The 21,803-nt window shown below is 61.3% G+C and carries 19 protein-coding genes; 15 read left to right on the top strand and 4 right to left on the bottom strand.

All coding sequences use genetic code 11. The features are described 5' to 3' along the window. Positions 1-33 precede the first annotated feature (33 nt). Both fur and WIF35_RS16620 read left to right on the top strand, forming a co-directional pair. Positions 34-480: a ferric iron uptake transcriptional regulator gene (gene fur / locus WIF35_RS16625; protein ID WP_412479332.1), complete on the top strand. Its 447-nt coding sequence runs from the start codon at positions 34-36 to the stop codon at positions 478-480. Between the two features lie 12 nt (positions 481-492). Continuing rightward, positions 493-1,095, top strand: coding sequence for a TMEM165/GDT1 family protein (locus WIF35_RS16620; protein ID WP_412479331.1), 603 nt, complete (start codon positions 493-495; stop codon positions 1,093-1,095). A 23-nt stretch (positions 1,096-1,118) separates the two neighbouring features. On the opposite strand, the gene recN is transcribed toward WIF35_RS16620, so the two are convergent. Together recN and WIF35_RS16610 are read right to left on the bottom strand one after the other, a co-directional pair. Continuing rightward, positions 1,119-2,777: a DNA repair protein RecN gene (recN, locus tag WIF35_RS16615; RefSeq protein WP_412481258.1), complete on the bottom strand. Its 1,659-nt coding sequence runs from the start codon at positions 2,775-2,777 to the stop codon at positions 1,119-1,121. Beyond that, positions 2,777-3,706, bottom strand: a complete 930-nt coding sequence (locus WIF35_RS16610) for an NAD kinase (protein WP_412479330.1) — start codon at positions 3,704-3,706, stop codon at positions 2,777-2,779. The genes recN and WIF35_RS16610 overlap by 1 nt, the downstream gene beginning before the upstream one ends. Before the next feature lie 48 nt (positions 3,707-3,754). On the opposite strand from WIF35_RS16610, the gene hrcA reads away from it, so the two are divergent. Genes hrcA through WIF35_RS16585 form a run of 5 tightly spaced genes read left to right on the top strand, consistent with a single transcriptional unit; the run spans position 3,755 to position 9,148 of the window. Continuing rightward, entirely contained in the window at positions 3,755-4,777 is a 1,023-nt protein-coding gene (hrcA, locus tag WIF35_RS16605; protein ID WP_412479329.1) for a heat-inducible transcriptional repressor HrcA, read from the top strand. Then, positions 4,778-5,869, top strand: coding sequence for a ferrochelatase (gene hemH / locus WIF35_RS16600; RefSeq protein ID WP_412479328.1), 1,092 nt, complete (start codon positions 4,778-4,780; stop codon positions 5,867-5,869). A gap of 51 nt (positions 5,870-5,920) precedes the next feature. Beyond that, a complete protein-coding gene (gene trxC, locus WIF35_RS16595; RefSeq protein WP_412479327.1) occupies positions 5,921-6,364 on the top strand; it encodes a thioredoxin TrxC in 444 nt (147 codons plus the stop codon). A 56-nt stretch (positions 6,365-6,420) separates the two neighbouring features. After that, a complete protein-coding gene (locus tag WIF35_RS16590) occupies positions 6,421-7,479 on the top strand; it encodes a VCBS repeat-containing protein (RefSeq protein WP_412479326.1) in 1,059 nt (352 codons plus the stop codon). A 49-nt stretch (positions 7,480-7,528) separates the two neighbouring features. Next, positions 7,529-9,148, top strand: coding sequence for a methyl-accepting chemotaxis protein (locus WIF35_RS16585; RefSeq protein ID WP_412479325.1), 1,620 nt, complete (start codon positions 7,529-7,531; stop codon positions 9,146-9,148). A 45-nt stretch (positions 9,149-9,193) separates the two neighbouring features. Here WIF35_RS16585 and WIF35_RS16580 read toward each other — a convergent pair whose 3' ends face one another. Next, a complete protein-coding gene (locus tag WIF35_RS16580; RefSeq protein WP_412479324.1) occupies positions 9,194-10,552 on the bottom strand; it encodes a protein kinase domain-containing protein in 1,359 nt (452 codons plus the stop codon). A gap of 149 nt (positions 10,553-10,701) precedes the next feature. Here WIF35_RS16580 and grpE point away from each other — a divergent pair, with 149 nt between their 5' ends. The 5 genes from grpE to WIF35_RS16555 all read left to right on the top strand — a co-directional run bounded on the left by grpE (position 10,702) and on the right by WIF35_RS16555 (position 17,220). Then, complete coding sequence (gene grpE, locus WIF35_RS16575; protein WP_412479323.1) at positions 10,702-11,253, top strand: nucleotide exchange factor GrpE; 552 nt, start codon at positions 10,702-10,704, stop codon at positions 11,251-11,253. Between the two features lie 103 nt (positions 11,254-11,356). Next, positions 11,357-13,297 carry a molecular chaperone DnaK gene (gene dnaK / locus WIF35_RS16570; RefSeq protein WP_412479322.1) on the top strand — a complete coding sequence of 647 codons (1,941 nt, stop codon included), beginning with the start codon at positions 11,357-11,359 and terminating at the stop codon, positions 13,295-13,297. Between the two features lie 82 nt (positions 13,298-13,379). Further along, positions 13,380-14,513: a molecular chaperone DnaJ gene (dnaJ, locus tag WIF35_RS16565; RefSeq protein ID WP_412479321.1), complete on the top strand. Its 1,134-nt coding sequence runs from the start codon at positions 13,380-13,382 to the stop codon at positions 14,511-14,513. Between the two features lie 224 nt (positions 14,514-14,737). Beyond that, positions 14,738-15,883, top strand: coding sequence for an ABC transporter substrate-binding protein (locus WIF35_RS16560; RefSeq protein ID WP_412479320.1), 1,146 nt, complete (start codon positions 14,738-14,740; stop codon positions 15,881-15,883). A 188-nt stretch (positions 15,884-16,071) separates the two neighbouring features. Further along, positions 16,072-17,220 (top strand): ABC transporter substrate-binding protein, encoded by a 1,149-nt coding sequence (locus tag WIF35_RS16555; RefSeq protein WP_412479319.1) that lies wholly within the window; start codon positions 16,072-16,074, stop codon positions 17,218-17,220. 63 nt (positions 17,221-17,283) lie between these two features. Here the strand turns inward: WIF35_RS16555 and cysS are convergent, their stop codons facing one another. Then, positions 17,284-18,654 carry a cysteine--tRNA ligase gene (gene cysS / locus WIF35_RS16550; RefSeq protein WP_412479318.1) on the bottom strand — a complete coding sequence of 457 codons (1,371 nt, stop codon included), beginning with the start codon at positions 18,652-18,654 and terminating at the stop codon, positions 17,284-17,286. Positions 18,655-18,752: 98 nt separating this feature from the next. Between cysS and WIF35_RS16545 the strand changes: the two genes are divergently transcribed. Genes WIF35_RS16545 through WIF35_RS16535 form a run of 3 tightly spaced genes read left to right on the top strand, consistent with a single transcriptional unit; the run spans position 18,753 to position 21,795 of the window. Continuing rightward, entirely contained in the window at positions 18,753-19,877 is a 1,125-nt protein-coding gene (locus tag WIF35_RS16545; RefSeq protein WP_412479317.1) for a tetratricopeptide repeat protein, read from the top strand. Continuing rightward, complete coding sequence (locus tag WIF35_RS16540; protein ID WP_412479316.1) at positions 19,847-21,223, top strand: L,D-transpeptidase family protein; 1,377 nt, start codon at positions 19,847-19,849, stop codon at positions 21,221-21,223. The genes WIF35_RS16545 and WIF35_RS16540 overlap by 31 nt, the downstream gene beginning before the upstream one ends. Then, a complete protein-coding gene (locus WIF35_RS16535; protein ID WP_412479315.1) occupies positions 21,223-21,795 on the top strand; it encodes a peptidylprolyl isomerase in 573 nt (190 codons plus the stop codon). Before WIF35_RS16540 ends, WIF35_RS16535 begins: the two co-directional genes overlap by 1 nt. Positions 21,796-21,803 lie beyond the last annotated feature (8 nt).

The raw sequence follows: 21,803 nt of genomic DNA, 5'->3' as shown, positions 1-21,803 counted from the left end.
CGCCTGCCCCAACAGAAAACAGGAAAAACGACGATGAGCGACCCCCAAAGCCTCAAAAATATGGGGCTGAAAGCCACCTTCCCCCGCCTCAAGATTCTCGAGCTGTTCGAGAAAAGCACGATGCGCCACATGACGGCGGAAGATGTGTACCGAATGCTGATCGCCGAAAACATGGATATCGGACTGGCCACCGTCTATCGCGTACTGACCCAGTTCGAGCAGGCCGGCCTGCTGGAGCGCCATTTCTTCGAATCCGGCAAGGCCGTTTTCGAGATCAACCGCGGCAAGCACCACGACCACCTGGTCTGTATCGATTGCGGCCGGGTCGAGGAATTCTACGATCCGGAAATTGAAAAACGGCAAAACGCCATTGCCAAGGAACGCGGCTTCACGATTCAGGATCACGCGCTGTATCTGTATGCCCAGTGCACCAAGGAACAGTGTCCGCATCGCGCCGCCAAGGACGCAGACAAGTCCTGATTCCCGACACCGATGTTTGATACCGCTTTCGCGCCGGGAGCCTGGCTCTCGTCGGCTGGCACCACCTTTTTACTGATCGCGCTGGCCGAGTTCGGCGACAAGAGCCAACTCGTCTGCATGACGCTGGCTGCGCGCCACCGCGGCCTGCCGGTCGTGGCCGGCGCCGTTGCCGCTTTCGCAGTACTTAATCTGCTCGCCGTGCTGTTCGGTGCGGCCGTCGCCGCCTGGCTGCCGGAATGGGTGGTCACCGCCGCTGTCGGAGCCCTCTTCGCTTTCTTCGGCATCAACGCCTTGCGTTTCGAGGATGAAGACGATGACGAAGAGATCGAGGAAAAGCCCGGCCACGGGATTTTCGCCACCACCTTCCTGCTGATTTTCCTGGCCGAATTTGGCGACAAGACGCAGATCGCGGTCGCCGGCATGGGCAGCGCAGTGGATGCGACTGCCGTCTGGGGCGGCGCGACACTGGCCCTGGCGACGACTTCGGTGCTCGGCGTCTTTGCCGGCCGACGCCTGCTGAACCGCCTGCCACTCAAATGGATTCACCGCATCAGCGGCGTCTTCTTCCTGATCCTGGCCGCGCTCGCCGCCGCCAAGCTCATCGGCTGGTTATAAAACAGCTTCGGTTTTTTGCCTTTTCAGGCAGTGCACCGCAGCAGTTCGCGCGCATGCTGCAAAGTGATGTCGGTAATCTCGACGCCGCCCAGCATGCGGGCAATTTCCTGCACACGGCCGCCCTGATCGAGCGGCTGGATGGCACTCAGGGTCACGCCTTCGCGCGTCGCCTTGCTGACCTGCCACTGCCAGTCGGCCTGCGCCGCGACTTGCGGCAAATGGGTCACGCACAGCACCTGACGCTCCTCACCCAGCTCATGCAACAGGCGCCCGACGATCTCGGCCACGCCGCCGCCGATACCGACATCGACTTCGTCGAAAATCAGCGTCGGCACCGCGGCCGAACGTGAGGTCAGAACCCGAATGGCGAGGCTGATGCGCGACAGCTCCCCGCCGGAGGCCACCTTGGCCAGCGGCTTGGCATCGTTGCCGGCCAGGCCGCCGATGCGGAATTCGATTTGTTCCAGGCCATAGGCCGCACCGCCGTCGACCGGCATCAAGACCACTTCGAAGCGACCGGAGGCCAAGGCAAGCTGGCGCATGACGGCGCTGACCTTGTCGCCCATTTCACTCGCCGCCTGCCGACGCCCCTTGGATAACTCTTCGGCTTTGCGCATGTAAAGTTTCTGCGCTTCCGCACGCTTCGCTTCCAGCCCGGCCAGATCGGCCGAAGCCTCCAGTTCGCCCAGACGCTGCTTCCAGCCGACAAGCAAGGCCGGCAATTCCGGCGGCGGCACGCGGAACTTGCGCGCCGCACTCATCACGGCATCCATGCGCCGCTCGACTTCGGCCAGGCGCTCCGGATCGAGATCGACCCGGTCGGCGTAACGGCGCAGCGACGACACGGCCTCAGTCAATTCAGCCTGCACCGATCCGAGCAGTTCGGCGACTTCGGCTAGCGCCGGGTCGTAATCGGCCAAGCCGGCCAAACGGGTGGCCACGCTGTCGATCTGGCGCTCACAAGCCGCGTCATCCTCGGCCAGCACGCCGAGCGCGAACTGCGCCCCCTCGATCAGGCTGGCGGCATGACCCAGGCGACGGTGCTCGACGTCCAGCGTCGCCCATTCCTCCTCGCCAAAGGCCAGCGTATCGAGTTCGCCGATCTGCCACTCCAGCTGCTCGCGTTCGCGCAATAGCGCCTCCGCCCCTTCGCTCGCCGTTTTCAAGGCCTGATCGGCCTCGCGCCAGGCACGCCAGGCCGCGCCAACCTCGCGCGCCAAACCGGTCAGGCCAGCATGGGCATCGAGCAATAGACGCTGGGCATCGCTGCGCAGCAAGGATTGATGCGCATGCTGGCCATGGATATCGACCAGCCACTCGCCAACTTCGCGCAATTGCTGCACCGTCGCCGGCGAACCGTTGATGTAGGCGCGCGACCGGCCGCCGGCGTCCACCACGCGACGCAGTAGCAGTTCGTCCTCGCCTTCGAGATCGTTACCCTTCAGCCATGCCGCCACCTCGGGCAGTTTGGCGACATCAAAAGTCGCCGCCACTTCCGCCTTGTCGCAACCGGCACGGACGACGCCGGCATCGGCGCGTTCGCCAAGCGCCAGCGCCAGGGCGTCGATCAGGATGGACTTGCCGGCCCCGGTTTCACCGGTCAAGGCGCCAAAACCAAGGTCGAATTCGAGTTCGAGGCGGTCGACGATGACGAAATCGCGGATGGTCAGATGGCGTAGCATCAAGGCCCCTTCGGCCGTTCGCTCCACTGCAGCTTCTGGCGTAGCATCGCGAAATAGCTGTAGCCGGGCGGGTGCAGGAAGCAGATGGTGTGCTCTGAGCGACGCAGGCGTACGCTATCGCCGGGCTCCAGGTCGAGCGTCACTTGGCCGTCGAAGTGCACGCGCGGATCGTCGGCGTGCGTCACGCGCAACTCGATATCGGCGTCGTCCTTGACGATGATCGGCCGGTTGGTCAGCGCATGCGGACACAACGGCACCAGCGCGATGCCGGTCAATGTCGGATGCAGGATCGGCCCACCGGCCGACAGCGAATAGGCGGTCGAACCGGTCGGCGTCGACACGATCAGGCCATCGGAGCGCAGGTTGTAGATGAATTCGCCGTCAATGAAGAGCTCGAATTCGATCATCCGGCCAATGGCTCCCTTGTCGACCACGACATCGTTGAGGGCCATGTTGGCGGCGATTTCCTTGCCGTCGCGCATTACCTCGGCCGCCAGCAGCATGCGGTTTTCCGGCTTGAAGCGGCCGTCGAGCATATCGTCCATGCAGGTCAGCATGTCGTCGCGCGCGATATCGGTCATGAAGCCCAGGCGCCCCTGGTTCACACCGACCAGCGGCACGCAATAGCGCGCCAGACGACGCGCCGCGTTGAGCATGGTGCCGTCGCCGCCAAGCACGATGGCGAGATCGGCATGCGCGCCGATGTCGTTGAAACCGCAGGTCACCCAGCGCGACAGATCGACCTGCTTGCCGATCTGCTCGGCCGTCTCGCGCTCTATGAATACCGTCACGCCACGCTCATGGAGGTACTCGGCAAGCTTGCGCAGCGACTCGGCGATCTCGAGGCTGTGGTACTTGCCGACCAGGGCGATGGTGCGGGGGGAGCGGAAGGAGCCGAAGCTTCTGTTCATGGGGCCGAATTCTTGCATAAAAATCGCGTTGCCGTGCCCCCCGGTTCTTTTTGTACAATCCACCGCATGATTGACGATCGTTCGCGTACCCTGCTGAAGACCCTGGTCGAACACTATATTGCCGATGGGCAACCGGTCGGCTCGCGTGCTCTATCCAAGTTTTCCGGCCTCGATCTGTCACCGGCGACCATCCGCAACGTGATGGCCGACCTCGAGGAAGCCGGCTTCGTCGCCAGCCCGCACACTTCGGCTGGCCGCGTGCCGACCGCGCGCGGCTACCGCCTGTTCGTCGATAGCCTGCTCACCGTTCGCCCGCTCGAAGCGCGACAGATGGACGAGATGGAAGAGGCACTGAACGGCCTGCCGTCGAATCAGATCATCTCGAATGCGTCCCAACTGCTCTCCAGCCTGACCCATTTCGCCGGCGTCGTCATCGCGCCGCGCCGACAGAGCGCGCGCATCCGCCAGATCGAATTCCTCAGCCTGTCGGAAAAACGCATCCTGCTGATCATCGTCACCGCCGACGGTGACGTGCAGAACCGCATTCTGAATACCGAGAAGGCCTATTCGCCTTCCGAGCTGACCAGCGCCGCCAATTACCTGAACCAGAATTTCGCCGGCCTCGATTTCGAGCAGATTCGCCATCGCCTGACGCAGGAAATCCAGCGCCTGCGCGACGACATCAAGCCCTTGATGGCCCTGACGCTGGAAGCCGGCGATGCTGCCATGGCTGACAACGCCCCTTACGTCATCTCCGGCGAGAAAAACCTGCTCGATGTCGAGGAGCTATCGTCGAACATGAAACGCCTGCGCGAGTTGTTCGACCTCTTCGAACAACGTTCCAGCTTGATGCGCCTGCTCGACGTTTCCAACCGCGCCGAGGGCGTGCAGATTTTCATTGGCGGCGAATCCGGCATCGCGCCGCTCGACGAATGCAGCGTCATCGCCGCCCCGTACGCTGTCGACGGCCAGGTCGTCGGCTCGGTCGGCGTCATCGGGCCGACCCGCATGGCCTACGAACGCGTGATCCCCATCGTCGATATCACCGCCCGCTTGCTCTCCAGCGCCCTCTCCTACAAGCAGGACTAAATGCCCCGTTACCTTCCCGAGCCGCCGTATCGCCACGGCCAGACGGCGACCACCGCCATCGTTCTGGTCAATCTCGGCACGCCCGACGCCCCGACGGCGCCGGCGTTGAAACGCTACCTCAAGCAATTCCTCTCCGACCCGCGCGTCGTCGAGATTCCCAAGTTGCTGTGGTGGCCGATCCTGAACGGCATCATCCTGAACACCCGGCCAAAGAAATCGGCCGCCAAATACGCCTCGGTCTGGATGCCCGACGGCTCACCGTTGCGCGTCCATACCGAACGCCAGGCGAAGTTGCTGAAAGGCTACCTCGGGCAGCAGGGTCACCAGGTGATCGTCGACTGGGCCATGCGCTACGGCCAGCCGAGCATTCCCAGCGTGCTGGAGCGGCTCAAAGCCGCCGGCGCGTCGCGCATCCTGCTGGTGCCGATGTACCCGCAATATGCCGCATCGACCACCGCCACCGTGATCGACGAAGCCAGCCGCTGGTTGTTGCAGACGCGCAATCAGCCGGAAATGCGCTTTGTCCGCAACTTCCACGACGACGCCGGCTATCTCGATGCGCTCGAGCAAAGCGTGCGTCGCCATTGGCAGTCGGCCGGCCCGCTCGGTAGCGGCGACCAATTGATCCTCAGCTTCCACGGCCTGCCGAAGCGCAGCCTCGATCTGGGCGACCCGTATTTCTGCGAATGCCAAAAAACCGGCCGCCTGCTCGCCGAGCGCCTTAACCTGACCGAGAGCCAGTACAAGGTCTGCTTCCAGTCGCGCTTCGGTAAGGCCGAGTGGCTACAGCCCTACACCGCACCGACACTGGAGGCCTTGGCCCGCCAGGGTGTAAAACGCGTCGACCTGATCTGCCCCGGTTTTGTCGCCGATTGCCTGGAAACCCTGGAAGAAATCGCCATGGAGGGCAAGCAGGATTTCCTGTCGGCCGGCGGCAAGGCCTACCACTACATTCCGGCGCTCAACGAGGACGACGCCTGGATACGCGCCCTCGCCGACATCGCACTCCGCCACCTACAGGGCTGGCCGACGCAGCCCACTGCCGATGCGGCTGCGCAGCAACGCGCGCAAAAGCTCGGCGCGAATACTTGAAATCGGCTGCGCCAGCCATATATCAGAGCAATCTGATATAGAGGAGCACGCATGTCCGAACCCATCCATGTCGTCTGTCCGCACTGTGCTGCGGTGAACCGGCTATCCGGGGCAAAAATCGAGGACGCACCGCAATGCGGCCAGTGCAAGCGGCCGCTCTTCGTCGGCGAACCGCTCGAACTGACGGCGGCCAATTTCGAGCGCCACATTGCCCGCAACGACCTGCCGGTCGTCGTCGACTTCTGGGCGCCCTGGTGCGGCCCCTGCCGGATGATGGCGCCGACCTTCGCGCAAGCCGCGCGCGAGCTCGAGCCGCGCATTCGCCTGGCCAAGCTCAATACCGAGCAGGAACAACAACTGGCTGCGCGCTTCAATATCCGCAGCATTCCTACCCTGGCAATATTTTTTCAAGGCCGCGAGATCGCCCGCCAGAGCGGCGCGCTGGACCTCGGCACGCTGAAACGCTGGCTACAACCGCATCTTTACAGGCCTTAACTTCCCGACATGGGGGCCGTTAACACAGGGAGCAACACTGCTCTTTGGAGGCCCCCATGAAAATCGCCAGTTCCACGATCGCCTTGAGCGCATCGCATGCCTATGCCCAACAGCGCGAAGTCAGCGAATCCCTGACTGTCACGATCGGTCGCCGTACGCCGACCGGAAACGACTCTGACGCGGCGCCTTCCAGAGACAGGGTCAGCTTGTCCGGCAATGCGCCACACCCCGCCCCTCAAGGCACTTCAAACGAAATCGCAAAAAGCGACCAGGATTCGGAAATCGACAAGGACCCGAAACTGAGCCTGATCCGTAGCGTCGTCGAGATGCTGCTTGGCCACCGTTTGCGCCTCTTTGACGTCAAGGATTTCGAGCGCACCGTGGAGGAAACCGAAGCCCCGGCATCGTCATCACCGGCCGAAACGCAGAATGCCCCATCCGCTGGCTTCGGAATCGCCTACGACTACCATTCCACGTATAGCGAAGTGGAACAAACCACCTTCTCCGCCAGCGGTGTGGTCAACACCGCCGACGGACGTGAAATCAGCTTCAACGTCAACCTGTCGATGTCGCGCAGCTATTACGAGGAAACCAATGTCAGCATCCGCCTGGGCGACGCCGCAAAAACGACTGATCCTCTGGTACTGAACTTTGCCGGTACGGCAGCACAACTGACCGATCAGCGTTTCTCCTTTGATCTGAATGCCGATGGACAAAAGGAACAGATCAACTTCGTCGCGCCGGGTAGCGGCTTTCTGGTTTTCGACCGCAACGGCGACGGCAAGGTCAATGATGGCCGCGAGCTGTTTGGACCAACGACTGGAGAAGGTTTCCAGGAACTGGCTGTCTTCGATGCCGACCAGAATCAATGGATCGACGAAAACGACGCCATCTACGATCAATTGAAGATCTGGACCCGCAACGCCGAAGGCAAGGAGGTGCTACGCTCGCTACGCGAAGCGAATGTGGGCGCCATCAATCTGAGCCATGTCGCCACGCCATTTTCGATCAAGAATGCGGCCAACGAATTGCAGGCCCAGATTCGCACTTCGGGAACATTTTTGCAGGAAGATGGCAACGCTGGCACAATTCAGCAAATCGACCTGACTGCGTAGCGCTGACCCGATAGCAGCAAAGCGCCGCAGCCAATAACAAGGGGGAAACATGTCGCGCATTGCCGATCTGAAAATCTGGATCCGTCTGACTGCAGCAATCTGGTTGGTACTTGCCCTGATCTGGGCCGGCGCCATCGTTTGGACCACGCAGGTCAACCGTGATACCGCCATTCGGCAAGCTCAGGATTTCGCCCAGAGCATCCATGAAATGACCATGGCCGGTCTGACCGGCATGATGATCACGGGCACGGTCGGCCAACGTGAAGTCTTCCTCGACCAGATCAAGCAGTTGTCCATCATCGACGACCTGGAAGTCATGCGCGGCGAGGCCGTGAGCAAGCTCTACGGCCCCGACACCAAGAGCAAGCGCAGCCCGGACTCGCTGGAAAGCCAGGTGATGGCTACCGGCAATCCTTACCTGGCTGTCGAAAGCACTGGTGGCAAGTCTTTCCTGCGCGTCATCAACCCGACCAAGGCTTCCAAGAACTATCTCGGCAAGGACTGCATCCTTTGCCACCAAGTACCGGAAGGTACGGTGCTGGGCATCGTCAGCATGAAGGTTTCGCTCGACTCGGTTGAATCCGCGGTTTCCTCTTTCCGTCTGAAAATCGCCGGCGTCGCGCTGGGTGCCCTAGGCGCCCTGCTTGTCATCATTTACCTGCTGACCCACCATTTTGTCACTGCCCCGCTGGACGAGTTGCGCACCGGTCTCTCCGATATCGCGCGCGGCGAAGGCGACCTGACCCGTCGTCTGCCGGTCAAGGGCAAGGATGAAGTCGGCCAGGCCGCCATCGTCTTCAACGAGATGATGGAGAAATTCAACCATCTGGTCCGTCAGGTGCGCGATTCCGCCACCCAAGTGTCGACCCGTGTCGCCGCTCTCACCGATAACGCCGATCGCGTATCGCAGAGTTCGCACCAGCAGAACGACAAATCGAACGAAGCTGCCGGTGCTGTCGAACAACTGGTCGCCAGCATCTCGTCCATCGCGCAGAGTGCCGAACTGGTCCAACACCAGTCGCAGGAGAGCCTCTCCCGCGCCCAGGAAGGCAGCAAGACGCTAAACGTATTGCTGGGCGAGATGAACGTTGTCGAACGTGCCGTCAAGGAAATGGCCGACTCGGTCAACAACTTCGTACGCAATACCGAAGCCATCACCCAAATGACCCGCGAGGTCAAGGACATTGCCGAACAGACCAACCTGCTCGCACTGAATGCCGCCATTGAAGCGGCCCGCGCCGGCGAACAGGGCCGCGGCTTTGCCGTGGTCGCGGATGAAGTGCGCAAACTGGCCGAGAAGTCGTCCCGGTCCGCCAGCGAAATCGATGCCATCACGGCCAACCTGAGCGCCCAATCGGTCGCCGTACGCCGCAGCATCGAAGAAGGCCTGGACCACCTGGCCAGTAGCCAGTCGGCAGTCTCCTCCGTTTCCAGTGTGCTCCAGGCCACCAACGGCTCGGTGACGGAAGTCGGTCACGGCCTCGATAACATTGCCGCCGCCACCGAGCAGCAGCGCCGTTTCTCCGGCGACGTCGAAGCCAGCATCGAAGCCATCGCCGGCATGGCACGCGAAAATACCGGCACGGTCGAGCAGACCGCGGGCGCGGCACACGACCTGAAGCAACTGGCCGATGGCCTGTCCAGTCTGGTGGGGCGCTTCAAGGTCTAAACCCTAAAGCTCAAGCACACGACGGCCTCCTGATGGAGGCCGTTTTTACATGGGGGTCAGCTCAAGCCCGCCGACCGGGCGCGACTTGGAGTAGGCCGACGAACCGTCGGTCTGCACCGCCGGCTGCCCTTGGGCGGCGGCAATCTGGTTCACTTCGCGCAGGCGCTTGATCATCTTGGTGAGCAACGCGTCACGCATGCGCCCAACCAACTCTTCCGAAGCCAGCGATATTGCAGACGCGTTGACCTCCAGGAACAAGGTTGGCTCCAAGGTGGTCACGGTGGCGTGGCGCAGGTCGCTCTTCGGATGCAGGTAAGTCACCTCGCCGATCGGCTCGCCTGCGCCCAAACGGCACAAGGCCTTGCCGGCGATCGAAACCTCGACGCAACCGGAAATGACGATACCGAAGGTGTCGCTGTTTTCCCCTTCGCGAATGATTGCCACATTCGCGGAAACCTCCCGCCACACCGACACACGCAGGATTTCCCACAGCTCGACATTCTCGAACTCGACAAAGAAATCGAGCCGGCGCAGGGTTTCGAAATGCCGCGTGTCCTTCTCTACTTCATCGTCGCCGACGATCTGGTAACGCACGGCAGAGAGATCCTTGGCGAATTCGGCGCCATTGCGGTAGCGGTTGTAGAGATCCTTTTCCAGCGCCTTGCGCACCACCGGGTTGAGTCCTTCCGGCAAATTCGGGTTGAGCGCAGTAACGGCAGGCGCATCGGTATTGATGATGCGATAGACCAGGGTCGCCTGATTGTTGGCGCGGAAGGGCAGGCGCCCGGTCAACAGCTGGAACATGACGACGCCCAGCGAATAGAGGTCGGTCTTCTGGTTGAGCGGATAGCCCTTGATCTGTTCCGGCGACATGTAGGCCGGCGAGCCGACGCCCATGATGAAGGTCGAATCGCGGTCGAGATCCTTGTTCAGGTTCAGCGCCAAACCAAAATCGGCGATCTTCGGTTCGTCGTTGGCGGCGATCATGATGTTCGCCGGCTTGATGTCGCGGTGGATGATGCCCTGGCGGTAGGCCGAATCGAGCGCCATGCAGCACTTGAAGATGATGCCGATGACGCGATGCATGGGCAGCAGCTTGTCGATGCGGCAATGCTGCTCGAGGCTGAAGCCATTGACGTACTCCATGGCGAGATAGGCGAAATCCTCCTCGACCGCCGTTTCATAAACCTCGACGATGTTCGGGTGATGGAGGCGCTTGGAGACCATGCCCTCGTTCTGGAATAGCTTGCGCATGCGGCGGGACATCGCCGCACTGTCCTGCCCGAAGCGGATGACCTTGACCGCCACCTGGCGATCGTTATCCGGGTCGTCGCAGAGATACACCGTTGCCGTCGCACCCTTGCCGAGTTCGCGAACGACGCGGTATTTGCCAATTTGCTCCATGCCAATGCGTCAAAAAAACATATTTGGCGATCCTAGCATGTGTGCCAATCGAGGGCAGCATTTCTCTTTTCAAGAAATATTCGTTTGGTGGACTTGAAACGGGAAAGGCCGGCCTCATATAGCAGCAAGATTTTTTGGAGAAACCGCGAATGTCCACCCCGGAAAACACCCAGGAAGCCATGCTGGGCAACGAACCCGCCGTCGAACAAGCCGCCGCGCCGGCCACCGACAACGTCGACACCATTCCGAGCATCGAGGAGCAGTTCAAGGCCCTCGAACTGAAGGCCGCCGAGCACTACGACGCGTGGCTGCGCGCCAAGGCCGAAGGCGAAAACATTCGTCGCCGTGCCCAGGAAGACATTTCCAAGGCGCACAAGTTTGCCGTCGAGAAGTTCGCCGGCGAACTGCTGGCCGTCAAGGACAGCCTGGAAGCCGCGCTGGCCGTGCCGGAGCAGACCGTCGACAGCTTCAAGTCCGGCGTCGAGCTGACCCTCAAGCAACTGGTTGCCGCCTTCGAGAAGAACGCGCTGAACGAAGTCAATCCGGCCGGCGAGAAGTTCGATCCGCACAAGCATCAGGCGATCGGCATGGTGGACTCCGACCAGGAAGCCAACACCGTCGTCACCGTCCTGCAAAAGGGCTACATGATCGCCGATCGCGTGCTGCGTCCGGCGCTGGTCATGGTCGCCAAGGGCAAGTAAGCAATTTTGGCCATTTTTGCCTGTGCACCGCAGCAGAGGCTTGAAATTGGTTAACGAATCCCCAATTCACGAACATCGGTAATTCATTTTTAGGAAAACGAACATGGGCAAGATCATCGGCATCGACCTCGGCACCACCAACTCCTGCGTCGCCATCATGGAAGGCGGCCAGCCGAAGGTTATCGAAAACGCGGAAGGCGCACGTACCACCCCCTCCATCATCGGCTACACCGAAGACGGCGAAATCCTGTGCGGCGCCCCGGCCAAGCGCCAGGCCGTGACCAACCCGAAGAACACGCTGTACGCCGTCAAGCGCCTGATCGGCCGCCGCTTCGAGGAAAAGGAAGTGCAGAAGGACATCGCCCTGATGCCCTTCAAGATCGTCAAGGCCGACAACGGCGACGCCTGGGTTGAAGCGCGAGACAAGAAAATCGCCCCGCCGCAGGTTTCTGCTGAAGTGCTGCGCAAGATGAAGAAGACCGCTGAAGACTACCTCGGCGAGGAAGTTACCGAAGCCGTCATCACCGTGCCGGCCTACTTCAACGACAGCCAGCGCCAAGCCACCAAGGACGCCGGCCGCATCGCCGGTCTGGAAGTCAAGCGCATCATCAACGAGCCGACCGCTGCCGCCCTCGCCTTCGGCATGGACAAGGTTGCCGGCAAGGACAAGAAGATCGCTGTTTATGACTTGGGCGGCGGCACCTTCGACATCTCCATCATCGAAATCGCCGACGTCGATGGCGAAAAGCAGTTCGAAGTGCTGGCCACCAACGGCGATACCTTCCTCGGCGGTGAAGACTTCGACCAGCGTCTGATCGACTACATCATCGACGAATTCAAGAAGGAATCCGGCGTCGACCTGAAGAAGGACGTGCTGGCCCTGCAACGCCTGAAGGAAGCCGCCGAAAAGGCCAAGATCGAGCTGTCCTCCAGCCAGCAGACCGAAGTTAACCTGCCCTACATCACCGCCGACGCCTCCGGCCCGAAGCACCTGGCGCTGAAGATCACCCGCGCCAAGTTCGAGTCGCTGGTCGACGAGCTGATCGAGCGTACCGTCGCCCCCTGCCTGACCGCGCTGAAGGATGCCGGCTGCAAGATCGGCGACATCGACGACGTCATCCTGGTCGGCGGCCAGTCGCGCATGCCGAAGGTGCAGGAAAAGGTCAAGGAAGTGTTCGGTCGCGAGCCGCGCAAGGACGTGAACCCGGATGAAGCTGTCGCCGTCGGCGCCGCCATCCAGGGCGGCGTGCTGCAGGGCGAAGTCAAGGACGTGCTGCTGCTCGACGTCACCCCGCTGTCGCTGGGTATCGAAACCTTGGGCGGCATCATGACCAAGCTGATCCAGAAGAACACCACGATCCCGACCAAGGCTTCGCAAGTGTTCTCGACCGCCGACGATAACCAGTCCGCCGTGACCATCCACGTGCTGCAAGGCGAGCGTGAAGTCGCTTCCGGCAACAAGAGCCTGGGCCAGTTCAACCTGGAAGGCATCCCGCCGGCCCCGCGCGGCACGCCGCAGATCGAAGTCATCTTCGACATCGACGCCAACGGCATCATGCACGTCACCGCCAAGGACAAGGCCACCGGCAAGGAAAACAAGATCACCATCAAGGCCAACTCCGGCCTGAGCGAAGAAGAGATTCAACGCATGGTCAAGGACGCCGAGCTGCACGCCGAGGAAGACAAGAAGGCGCACGAGCTGGCCGACGCCCGCAACCAGGCCGACGGCATGGTGCACATGGTCAAGAAGTCGCTGACCGAATACGGCGACAAGCTCGACGCTGGCGAGAAGGAAGCCATCGAAGCGGCCATCAAGGATGTTGAAGAAGTCCTGCGCGACGGCGACAAGGATGTCATCACCGCCAAGACCGAAGCCCTGTCGGCTGCAGCCCAGAAACTGGGCGAAAAAATGTACGCCCAGCAACAGGCCGAAGGCGCTGCCGCGGGTGCTGCCGGTGCCGGCGCCCAGCCGCAAGGCGAGAAGACCGTCGAAGGCGACGTCGTCGATGCCGAATTCACGGAAGTGAACAAGGACAAGAAGTAAGCCTGACGCAATAGCCCGGCGCCGAGCCTTCCGGAACCTTCCGGCGGCGCTCGGCGCCTTTGTCACATAGACGGGACTGAACATGTCTAAACGCGATTTTTACGAGATTCTCGGCGTCAACCGCGATGCGTCGGACGACGAGATCAAGAAGGCCTACCGCAAGCTGGCCATGAAATACCATCCAGACCGCAATCCGGATAACCCGTCGGCCGAAGAAAAGTTCAAGGAAGCCAAGGAAGCCTACGAAATCCTGTCGGACAGCCAGAAGCGTGCTGCCTACGACCAATACGGCCACGCCGGCGTCGACCCGCAAGCCGGCATGGGCGGCGGTGCCGGCTTCGGCGCCGGCGGCTTCGCCGACGCCTTCGGCGGCATCTTCGACGAAATTTTCGGCGGTCGCGGCGGCGGTGGTGGCGGACGTTCCAACATCTACCGCGGCGCCGACCTGCGCTACAACCTGGAAATCACGCTGGAACAGGCCGCTCACGGCACCGAGACCAAGATCCGCATCCCGACCATGGAGGAATGCGATGTCTGTCACGGCTCCGGCGCCAAGGCCGGGACCCAGCCCAAGACCTGTCCGACCTGTAACGGCTCCGGTCAGGTTCGTCTGCAACAAGGTTTCTTCTCGATCCAGCAGACCTGCCACAAGTGCCACGGCACCGGCCGCTTCATTGCCGACCCGTGCAAGTCCTGTGGCGGCGCCGGTCGTATCAAGCAGCACAAGACCCTGGCGGTGAAGATTCCGGCCGGTGTGGACGAAGGCGATCGCATCCGGCTCGCCGGCGAAGGCGAACACGGCGTAAACGGTGGCCCACCGGGCGACCTCTACGTGCAGATTCACCTGAAACAGCACCCGGTCTTCCAGCGGGACCACAACGACCTGCATTGCGAGATGCCGATTTCCTTCACCACCGCAGCCCTGGGTGGCGAAATCGAAATCCCGACCCTGGATGGCGCCGCAGCCATCAAGATTCCGCCGGAAACCCAGTCCGGCCGCGTCTTCCGTCTGCGCGGCAAGGGCATCAAGGGTGTGCGCAGCCATACGCACGGCGACCTGATGTGCCACGTCGTGGTCGAAACCCCGGTCAACCTGACCGAACGCCAGAAAGAATTGCTGCGCGAACTGGAAGACAGCAGCAAGGACGACAGCGCCAAGCACAACCCGCGCTCAAAGTCCTGGATGGATAAGGTCAGGGAATTTTTCGGAGAATAATTCCCTGACCTTACGGTGAGGGCTAACCTTCACCGCCAAAATAAAAATCCGCCCACCTCACCGGGGGCGGATTTTTTGCATTTTGGGGGAGTGCACCGCAGCAATCGGGCAAAAAGTCGGCGAATACAACAGCGGAATACCTAAAACGGCTATTTTTCTGCACCAGATGGGCGTTTCCGCCCATATAATTCGACGGTTACCTGGCAACCGATAGCGAGAACCCGATGAAAGCGATTCGCCTCACCCTGGCTGCATGCATCTTTGGTCTGACGAGCCTCCTGCCTGTCCATGCCGAAACCGGCGTCACCGATTCGACCATCACCCTCGGCATGTCGGTTCCGCTGACCGGCCCGGCCAGCGCTCACGGTCAGGAAATCAAGAATGTCGTCAGCGCCTATTTCGACCAGGTCAACAAAGCCGGGGGCGTCAATGGCAAGAAACTGCAACTGGTGGCACTCGATGACGGTTACGACGCGGCCAAGGCCGTCGCCAACACCAAGACGCTGATCGAAACCAACAAGGTCTTCGCCCTGATCGGTTATTACGGCACCGCTTCGATCACCGACTCGATGAACAACGTCTTCGGCCCGGCCGGCGTACCGATGATCGGGGGCATCTCCGGCGCCATGTCGATCCGCCAGGCGCCGTCGGCGAACCCGAACAACAAATTCATGTTCAACCTGCGCGCCAGCTACGCTGACGAGGCCGAAGCCATCGGTACCCAATTGGTCACCCTGGGCATGAAGAATATCGCCGTCTTCTACCAGAACGACGGTTTCGGCAAGGCCGGCCTGGAAGGCCTGACGACCGCGCTGAAGAAGCACAATCTGGCGCCGGTGGCCACCGGCACCGTCGAGCGCAACTCCGAAGACATCGCCAAGGCCCAGGAGGCCATCGCCAAGGCCAATCCCCAGGCGGTGGTCATGGTCACCCTGTTCAAGCAGTCGGCCCTGATGGTGAAAGGCTTGCGCAAGGCCGGTCTCGGTCCGATGTTCATGACCCTGTCGCCGGCCGGCCCCGAGCAACTGACCCAGGAACTGGGCAACGACGCCCGTGGCATCGGCATTTCCCAGGTCATGCCCTACCCCTGGAACGACACGGTCGCCGTGGTCAAGGACTATCAACGCCTGATCGGTAAACCGACGGCACCGTCCTACATGGGCATCGAAGCCTTCGTCATGGCCAAGACGGCGACGGAAGCCATCCGCAAATTGGGCAAGGATCTGACCCGCGAAAAGCTGGTCGCCACGCTGGAGGGAATGAATCAGGATATCGGCGGCTACCGCGTCGCCTTTGGCCCGAACAACCGTGCCGGCTCGCATTTCGTCGAACTGACCGTGCTCGGGGCCAACGGAAAGCTGATGAAATAAGCATCCTGCCAATCTTCTCGAAAAACGGGCCGCCGGCTATCGCCGCGGCCCGTTTTTCTTGGAGCCCCGCTCCGCCACCGAGCCCGCAAATGTGCTCTCAGCGACACACTATGTAAGCAAGTTGTCAGCTAGGCAGGCCATCCTCCCCTCAGCCATCGAGCTATTCCACCAAGAAGACTGAGGAGATCATGAAGACATTCCGCCATGCCGCCATCGCGGCGCTACTCGCCTTGGGCGCTGCCCAGGCCGGTGCAGAAACCGGCGTCACCGATTCGACCATCACGTTGGGCATGTCCGCCCCCTTCACCGGCCCGAACGGCGTTTACGGCATGCAGATGCGCGAGGCGATGACCACCTACTTCGACCAGGTCAACAAGAGCGGTGGCGTCAATGGCCGCAAAATCGAGCTGGTGACCATCGATGATGGTTACGAAACCGACCGGACCGTTGCCAACACCAAGTCCCTGATCCAGGAAAAGCAGGTGTTCGCCCTGATCGGCTACTACGGCTCGTCGCCGACCACGGAAGCCATGAACAAGGTCTTCGGCCCGGCCAAGGTGCCTCTGGTCGGCACCATTTCCGGTGCCGGCACGCTGCGCGAAGCACCGTCGGCCAATCCGAACAACAAATACATGTTCAACGTCCGCGCCAGCTACGCCGACGAGGCGGAAGCCATCGTTACGCAGATGCTGGCCTTGGGTCTGAAAAACATCGCCGTTTTCTACCAGAATGACGGCTTCGGCAAGTCCGGCCTGGATGGCGTGACCAATGCCCTGAAGCGTGCCAACCTCGCTCCGGTAGCCGTCGGCACGGTCGAACGCAACTCCCTCGATGTCAGCAAGGCCGTCGAAACGATCGGCAAGGCTAACCCGCAAGCGGTGGTCATGGTCACTCTGTACAAGCCGACTACTGCTTTCGTCAAGGCGATGAAGCAGGCCGGCCAGTTCCCGATGTTCATGACCCTGTCGCCGGTCGGCGCCGAAGTGCTGGCCCAGGAACTCGGCAACGATTCCCGCGGCATCGGCATTTCGCAGGTCATGCCCTACCCGTGGAACGACACGATCGGCGTCGTCAAGGATTACCAGAAGCTGCTCGGCAAGCAGAAGGACAAGTATTCCTACTACGGCCTGGAAGGCTACATGAACGCTCGCCTGATGACCGAAGCCATCAAGAAGCTGGGCAAGGATGTAACGCGCGACAAGCTCGTTGCAGCACTCGAAGGCATGCAGAACTTCGATCTCGGCGGCTTCAAGATCAGCTACGCGCCGGATAATCGCCTGGGTTCTCGCTACGTCGAACTGACGGTGGTCGGCGCTGGTGGCAAGGTCATGAAGTAAGCCCCGCCGGCACAACAAAAAAGCCCGTCATTCGACGGGCTTTTTGTTTTTCTGGCCGGCCGCTCAGGCGCGACGCCAGGTCGTTCCCTGCGGGCTGTCGTCAAGCACAATGCCGGCTGCTTTCAACTCGTCGCGAATACGGTCGGCTTCGGCAAAATTCCTCGCCTTCTTGGCTACGGCACGATCGGCGATCATCTGCTCGATGGCGGCCTCGTCCAGGCCACTCGCACCGGCACCGGCTTGCAGATAGACCTGAGGTTCGCGTTCGAGCAGGCCGATCACAGCGGCCAGCGCCTTCAACAGGCCAGACAGCCCGCCGCTCTTCTGGCGATTGGCTTCGGCGGCTAATTCGAACAGCACCGCGATGGCGCCGGAGGAGTCGAAATCTTCGTTCAGGGCAGCGGCGAAACGGGCGGCAAATTCATTGCCCCAGTCGATATCCACCGCTGCCGGCGGGACGTCGCGCAGCGTGAAATAAAGGCTGTCCAGGCTACGCTTGGCATCATCCAGGTGCGCGTCGGAGTAGTTCAGCGGGCTGCGGTAATGGGCACGCAGGATGAAGAAGCGCACCACTTCAGCATCGTACCTCTCGAGCACTTCGCGAATGGTGAAGAAATTGCCCAGCGACTTCGACATCTTCTCGTTGTCGACGCGGACGAAACCGTTGTGCATCCAGTAATTGACGAAGGTGCAGCAATTGGCGCCTTCCGACTGGGCAATTTCGTTTTCGTGGTGCGGGAATTGCAAATCCTGGCCGCCGCCATGGATGTCGAAGTGCTGACCAAGCAACTTGGAGCTCATGGCCGAACATTCGATATGCCAGCCCGGCCGGCCATCCCCCCAGCGCGAAGGCCAGGCCGGCTCGCCCGGCTTGGCATGCTTCCACAGCACGAAATCGAGCGGATCCTGCTTGGCCGAATCGACCTCCACCCGCTCACCGGCACGCAGGTCATCGAGCGACTTGCCGGACAGCTTGCCGTAGCCGGGGAACTTGCGCACCGCGTAATTCACATCGCCATCGGTTGCCTGGTAGGCCAAGCCATTGGCCTCCAGCTTGCTGATGATGTCCTGCATCTCCGGCACGTACTCAGTCGCGCGCGGCTCATGGTTCGGACGCTGCACGCCGAGCGCGTCGGCATCCTCATGCATGTAGGCGATGAAACGGTCAGTCAGTTGCTGGATCGTTTCACCATTCTCGGCGGCACGCTTAATGATCTTGTCGTCGATATCGGTGATGTTGCGGACATAGGTCACGTCGTAACCGGAAGCCTTCAGCCAACGATAGACCATGTCGAACACAACCATCACACGGGCATGCCCGAGGTGACAGTAGTCGTAAACCGTCATGCCACAGACGTACATGCGGACCTTGTTCGGTTCGATCGGGGTGAAAACCTGCTTTTCTCGCTTCAGGGAGTTGTAGATCTTGAGCATGCGGAGAGGATTCTGGCTGCGGCCGGCACCGTTAAACCTATGGAAACACCGGCTGATTTGGTAGAATCGTAGGATTGTGTAATTTGAAAAATTATAGCATGGCGATGATCTCGACCTCCCTGCATCCGTCCCGTTTCCAGCACCTGAAGACCCTGCGCGCCCTGGCCGTCGGCCTGGCCATCGGTTTTGCCGCCCCGGTCTTTGCTGACAACCTGCCGGAAATCCAGCGCCTGATCAAACAGGGCCAATATCCGCAGGCCATGGACAAGGTCGATGCCTACCTGAGCAGCCGTCCCAAGGATGCGCAAGGGCGCTTCCTGAAGGGCCTGATCTACACGGAAATGAACAAGCCGGGTGATGCCATCGCGGTATTCACCAAGCTGACCGAGGATTATCCGGAGCTGCCCGAGCCTTACAACAACCTGGCCGTGCTCTACGCCCAGCAAAAGCAGTACGACAAGGCACGCACCGCGCTTGAAATGGCCATCCGGACCCATCCGTCCTACGCCATCGCCTACGAGAACCTCGGCGACATCTACGCCAAGCTGGCCAGCCAGGCCTACGACAAGGCACTGCAGCTCGATAACGCCAACACGGCGACACAGAACAAACTGGCCTTGATCCGCGACCTGATCACCACTTCCGGCAAGGGTAACGTCAAGCCGCAGGCCAGCGCGCCGGCAATCGTCGCCGCCCCGGCAACAGCCCCCGCCAAACCGGCAACCCAGCCGGCACCGACTGCGACCGTCGTGGCTACCGCACCGGGTGCAGCCGCCGCCCCGGCGACGGCCAAACCAGTGGAAAGCAAGCCGGCCCCGGCTGCTGCCCCGGCGCCCGCGCCGGCACCGACTCCGGTCCCCGCCGCTCCGGCCAAGGCCGATGCCGCCAGCGAAGATATCGCCAAGGCCATCAACGCCTGGGCCAGCGCCTGGGCACGCAAGGACATGAAGGCCTACTTCGCCGCCTACGCCAGCGACTTCAACACGCCCAAGAGCATGTCGCGCAAGGCCTGGGAAGACGAACGCGAAGATCGCATTGCCGGCAAGCCGGGCAAGATCTCCGTCACCGTCGATGAGCCGCAAATCAACGTCAATGGCGACAAGGCAACCGCCAAGTTCCGCCAGCACTACAAGGCAGGCAGCCTGAGTACCTCGACGACCAAGACGCTGGTCCTCGTACGCGCCGGCGGCAAGTGGCTGATCAAGGAAGAAAACTCGCGCTGATGCAGGGCCGCAAACTACTCGCCCTGGCATTGATCGCTTGCCTGGCCAGTACGGCTTGGGCCAAGCCGGAGGGCAAGTCGTCGAGCAAGGGGGCAAAGCCTGCCAAGCCCGAGACGAAAAAGACCTCGTCGCGCAAAACGACTGCAGTCGTTGCCACGGCGGCGGCTGCAAGCGGCGGCGCCATGCTGGTCAAGGCCGCCACACCGACGACGGCACGTCTGCCTGGCACGGTCTCGGACTCCGGTCCTGAAACCCAATTGGTCAAAATCTTCGCCGAGATCGAGGCCAACCGCCTGAGCGAGGCTTTGCAGCTGACCGAGGCCTTGCTTCGCCAGTACCCGAACTACCGCCTGGCCAACCTGATCAAGGGCGATCTATTGTTGGCCCGCACCCAGCCGATCCAGAATTTTGGCGCTTTGAACGGTGCACCGCAGGAGAAGGTCGCCGACCTGCGCGCCGAGGCCATCGCCCGCCTGAAGGGGTATCGCGAGAAACCGCCCAAGGATTTCGTGCCACGCTACCTGCTGCAGATGCAGCCTGACCAGCGCTACGCCGTCGTCGTCGATACCAAGCGTTCGCGTCTCTATCTTTATGAGAATGACACCGCCGCCGGCGGCCGTCCGCGCTTTGTCGCCGATTACTACGTGACCCAGGGCAAGCTGGGCGCCGAGAAGATGGTCGAGGGCGACAAGAAGACGCCGATCGGGGTCTATCACGTCACGGCCAATCTACCCAAGCAGAAGCTGGCCGATCTCTACGGTAGCGGTGCTTTCCCGCTCAATTACCCGAACGAGTGGGACAAACGACAGGGCCGTAGCGGCAGCGGTATCTGGCTGCACGGCACGCCGTCCGACACCTTCGCCCGTCCACCGCGTGCCTCCGACGGTTGCGTCGTGCTGACCAACCAGGATCTGGACGCGGTCTCGAAGAATCTACAGGTTGGGGTCACGCCGGTCATCATCAGCAACTCGGTCGAATGGCTGTCGCTGGATGACTGGAACAAGGAACGCACGGATCTCAACAAGACCATCGAGAACTGGCGCGCCGATTGGGAAAGCCGTGATAACGAGCGTTTCCTGCGCCACTACTCGAAGCGATTCAAGGCCGGCAGCCAGGATTTCGAGCAGTTCGCTGCCCAGAAAAAGCAGATCAACGGCAGCAAGGAATGGATCAAGGTCAAGGTCGATAACCTGTCCGTGTTCCGCAATCCGGGCAAGGAAGAAGTCGTCGTCGTCACCTTCGACCAGGACTATCGCAGCAACAATCTGAACAACCAGATGAAGAAGCGGCAGTACTGGATTCGTGAAGACGGCAAGTGGAAGATCATTTACGAAGGAAGCGCCTGATGTTGAAACAAGCCTCCGCGCTGGCCGCCGGCCTGCTCGCCGCCCTTTCGGTCTGGGCCGCCCCGACCGTCGAGATGACCACCTCGCTGGGCAAGATCACGCTTGAGCTCTATCCGGAAAAAGCGCCGAAGACGGTCGAGATGTTCATGTACAACGCCAAGCATGGCTTCTATGAAGGCACCATTTTCCACCGTGTCATCGACAACTTCATGATCCAGGGTGGTGGTTTCCTGCCGGCCATGGAAGAAAAGAAGCCGCGCACCCCGGCTCTGCAGAACGAAGCCAACAACGGCCTGACCAATGAGCGCGGCACGCTGGCCATGGCCCGCACCATGGACCCGCACTCGGCCAAGGTCCAGTTCTTCATCAATCTGAAGAACAACGACTTCCTGAATCACCGCTCGCCGGCCGACGGCCGCACCTGGGGCTATGCCGTGTTCGGCAAGGTGACCCAGGGCATGGACGTCGTCGACAAGATCGCCAAGGTACCGACCGGCAATGCCGGTTACTACCAGGACGTACCGGTCACGCCGGTCGTCATCCAGAACGTCAAGATCATTTCCGAAAAGTAAGGACACCC

The sequence above is a fragment of the Azonexus sp. IMCC34839 genome (genome assembly GCF_047047955.1).
Classification (GTDB): Bacteria; Pseudomonadota; Gammaproteobacteria; order Burkholderiales; family Rhodocyclaceae; genus Azonexus.
Note: the sequence above shows the minus strand (reverse complement) of the source record. Positions and strands in the feature narration are given on the sequence as shown.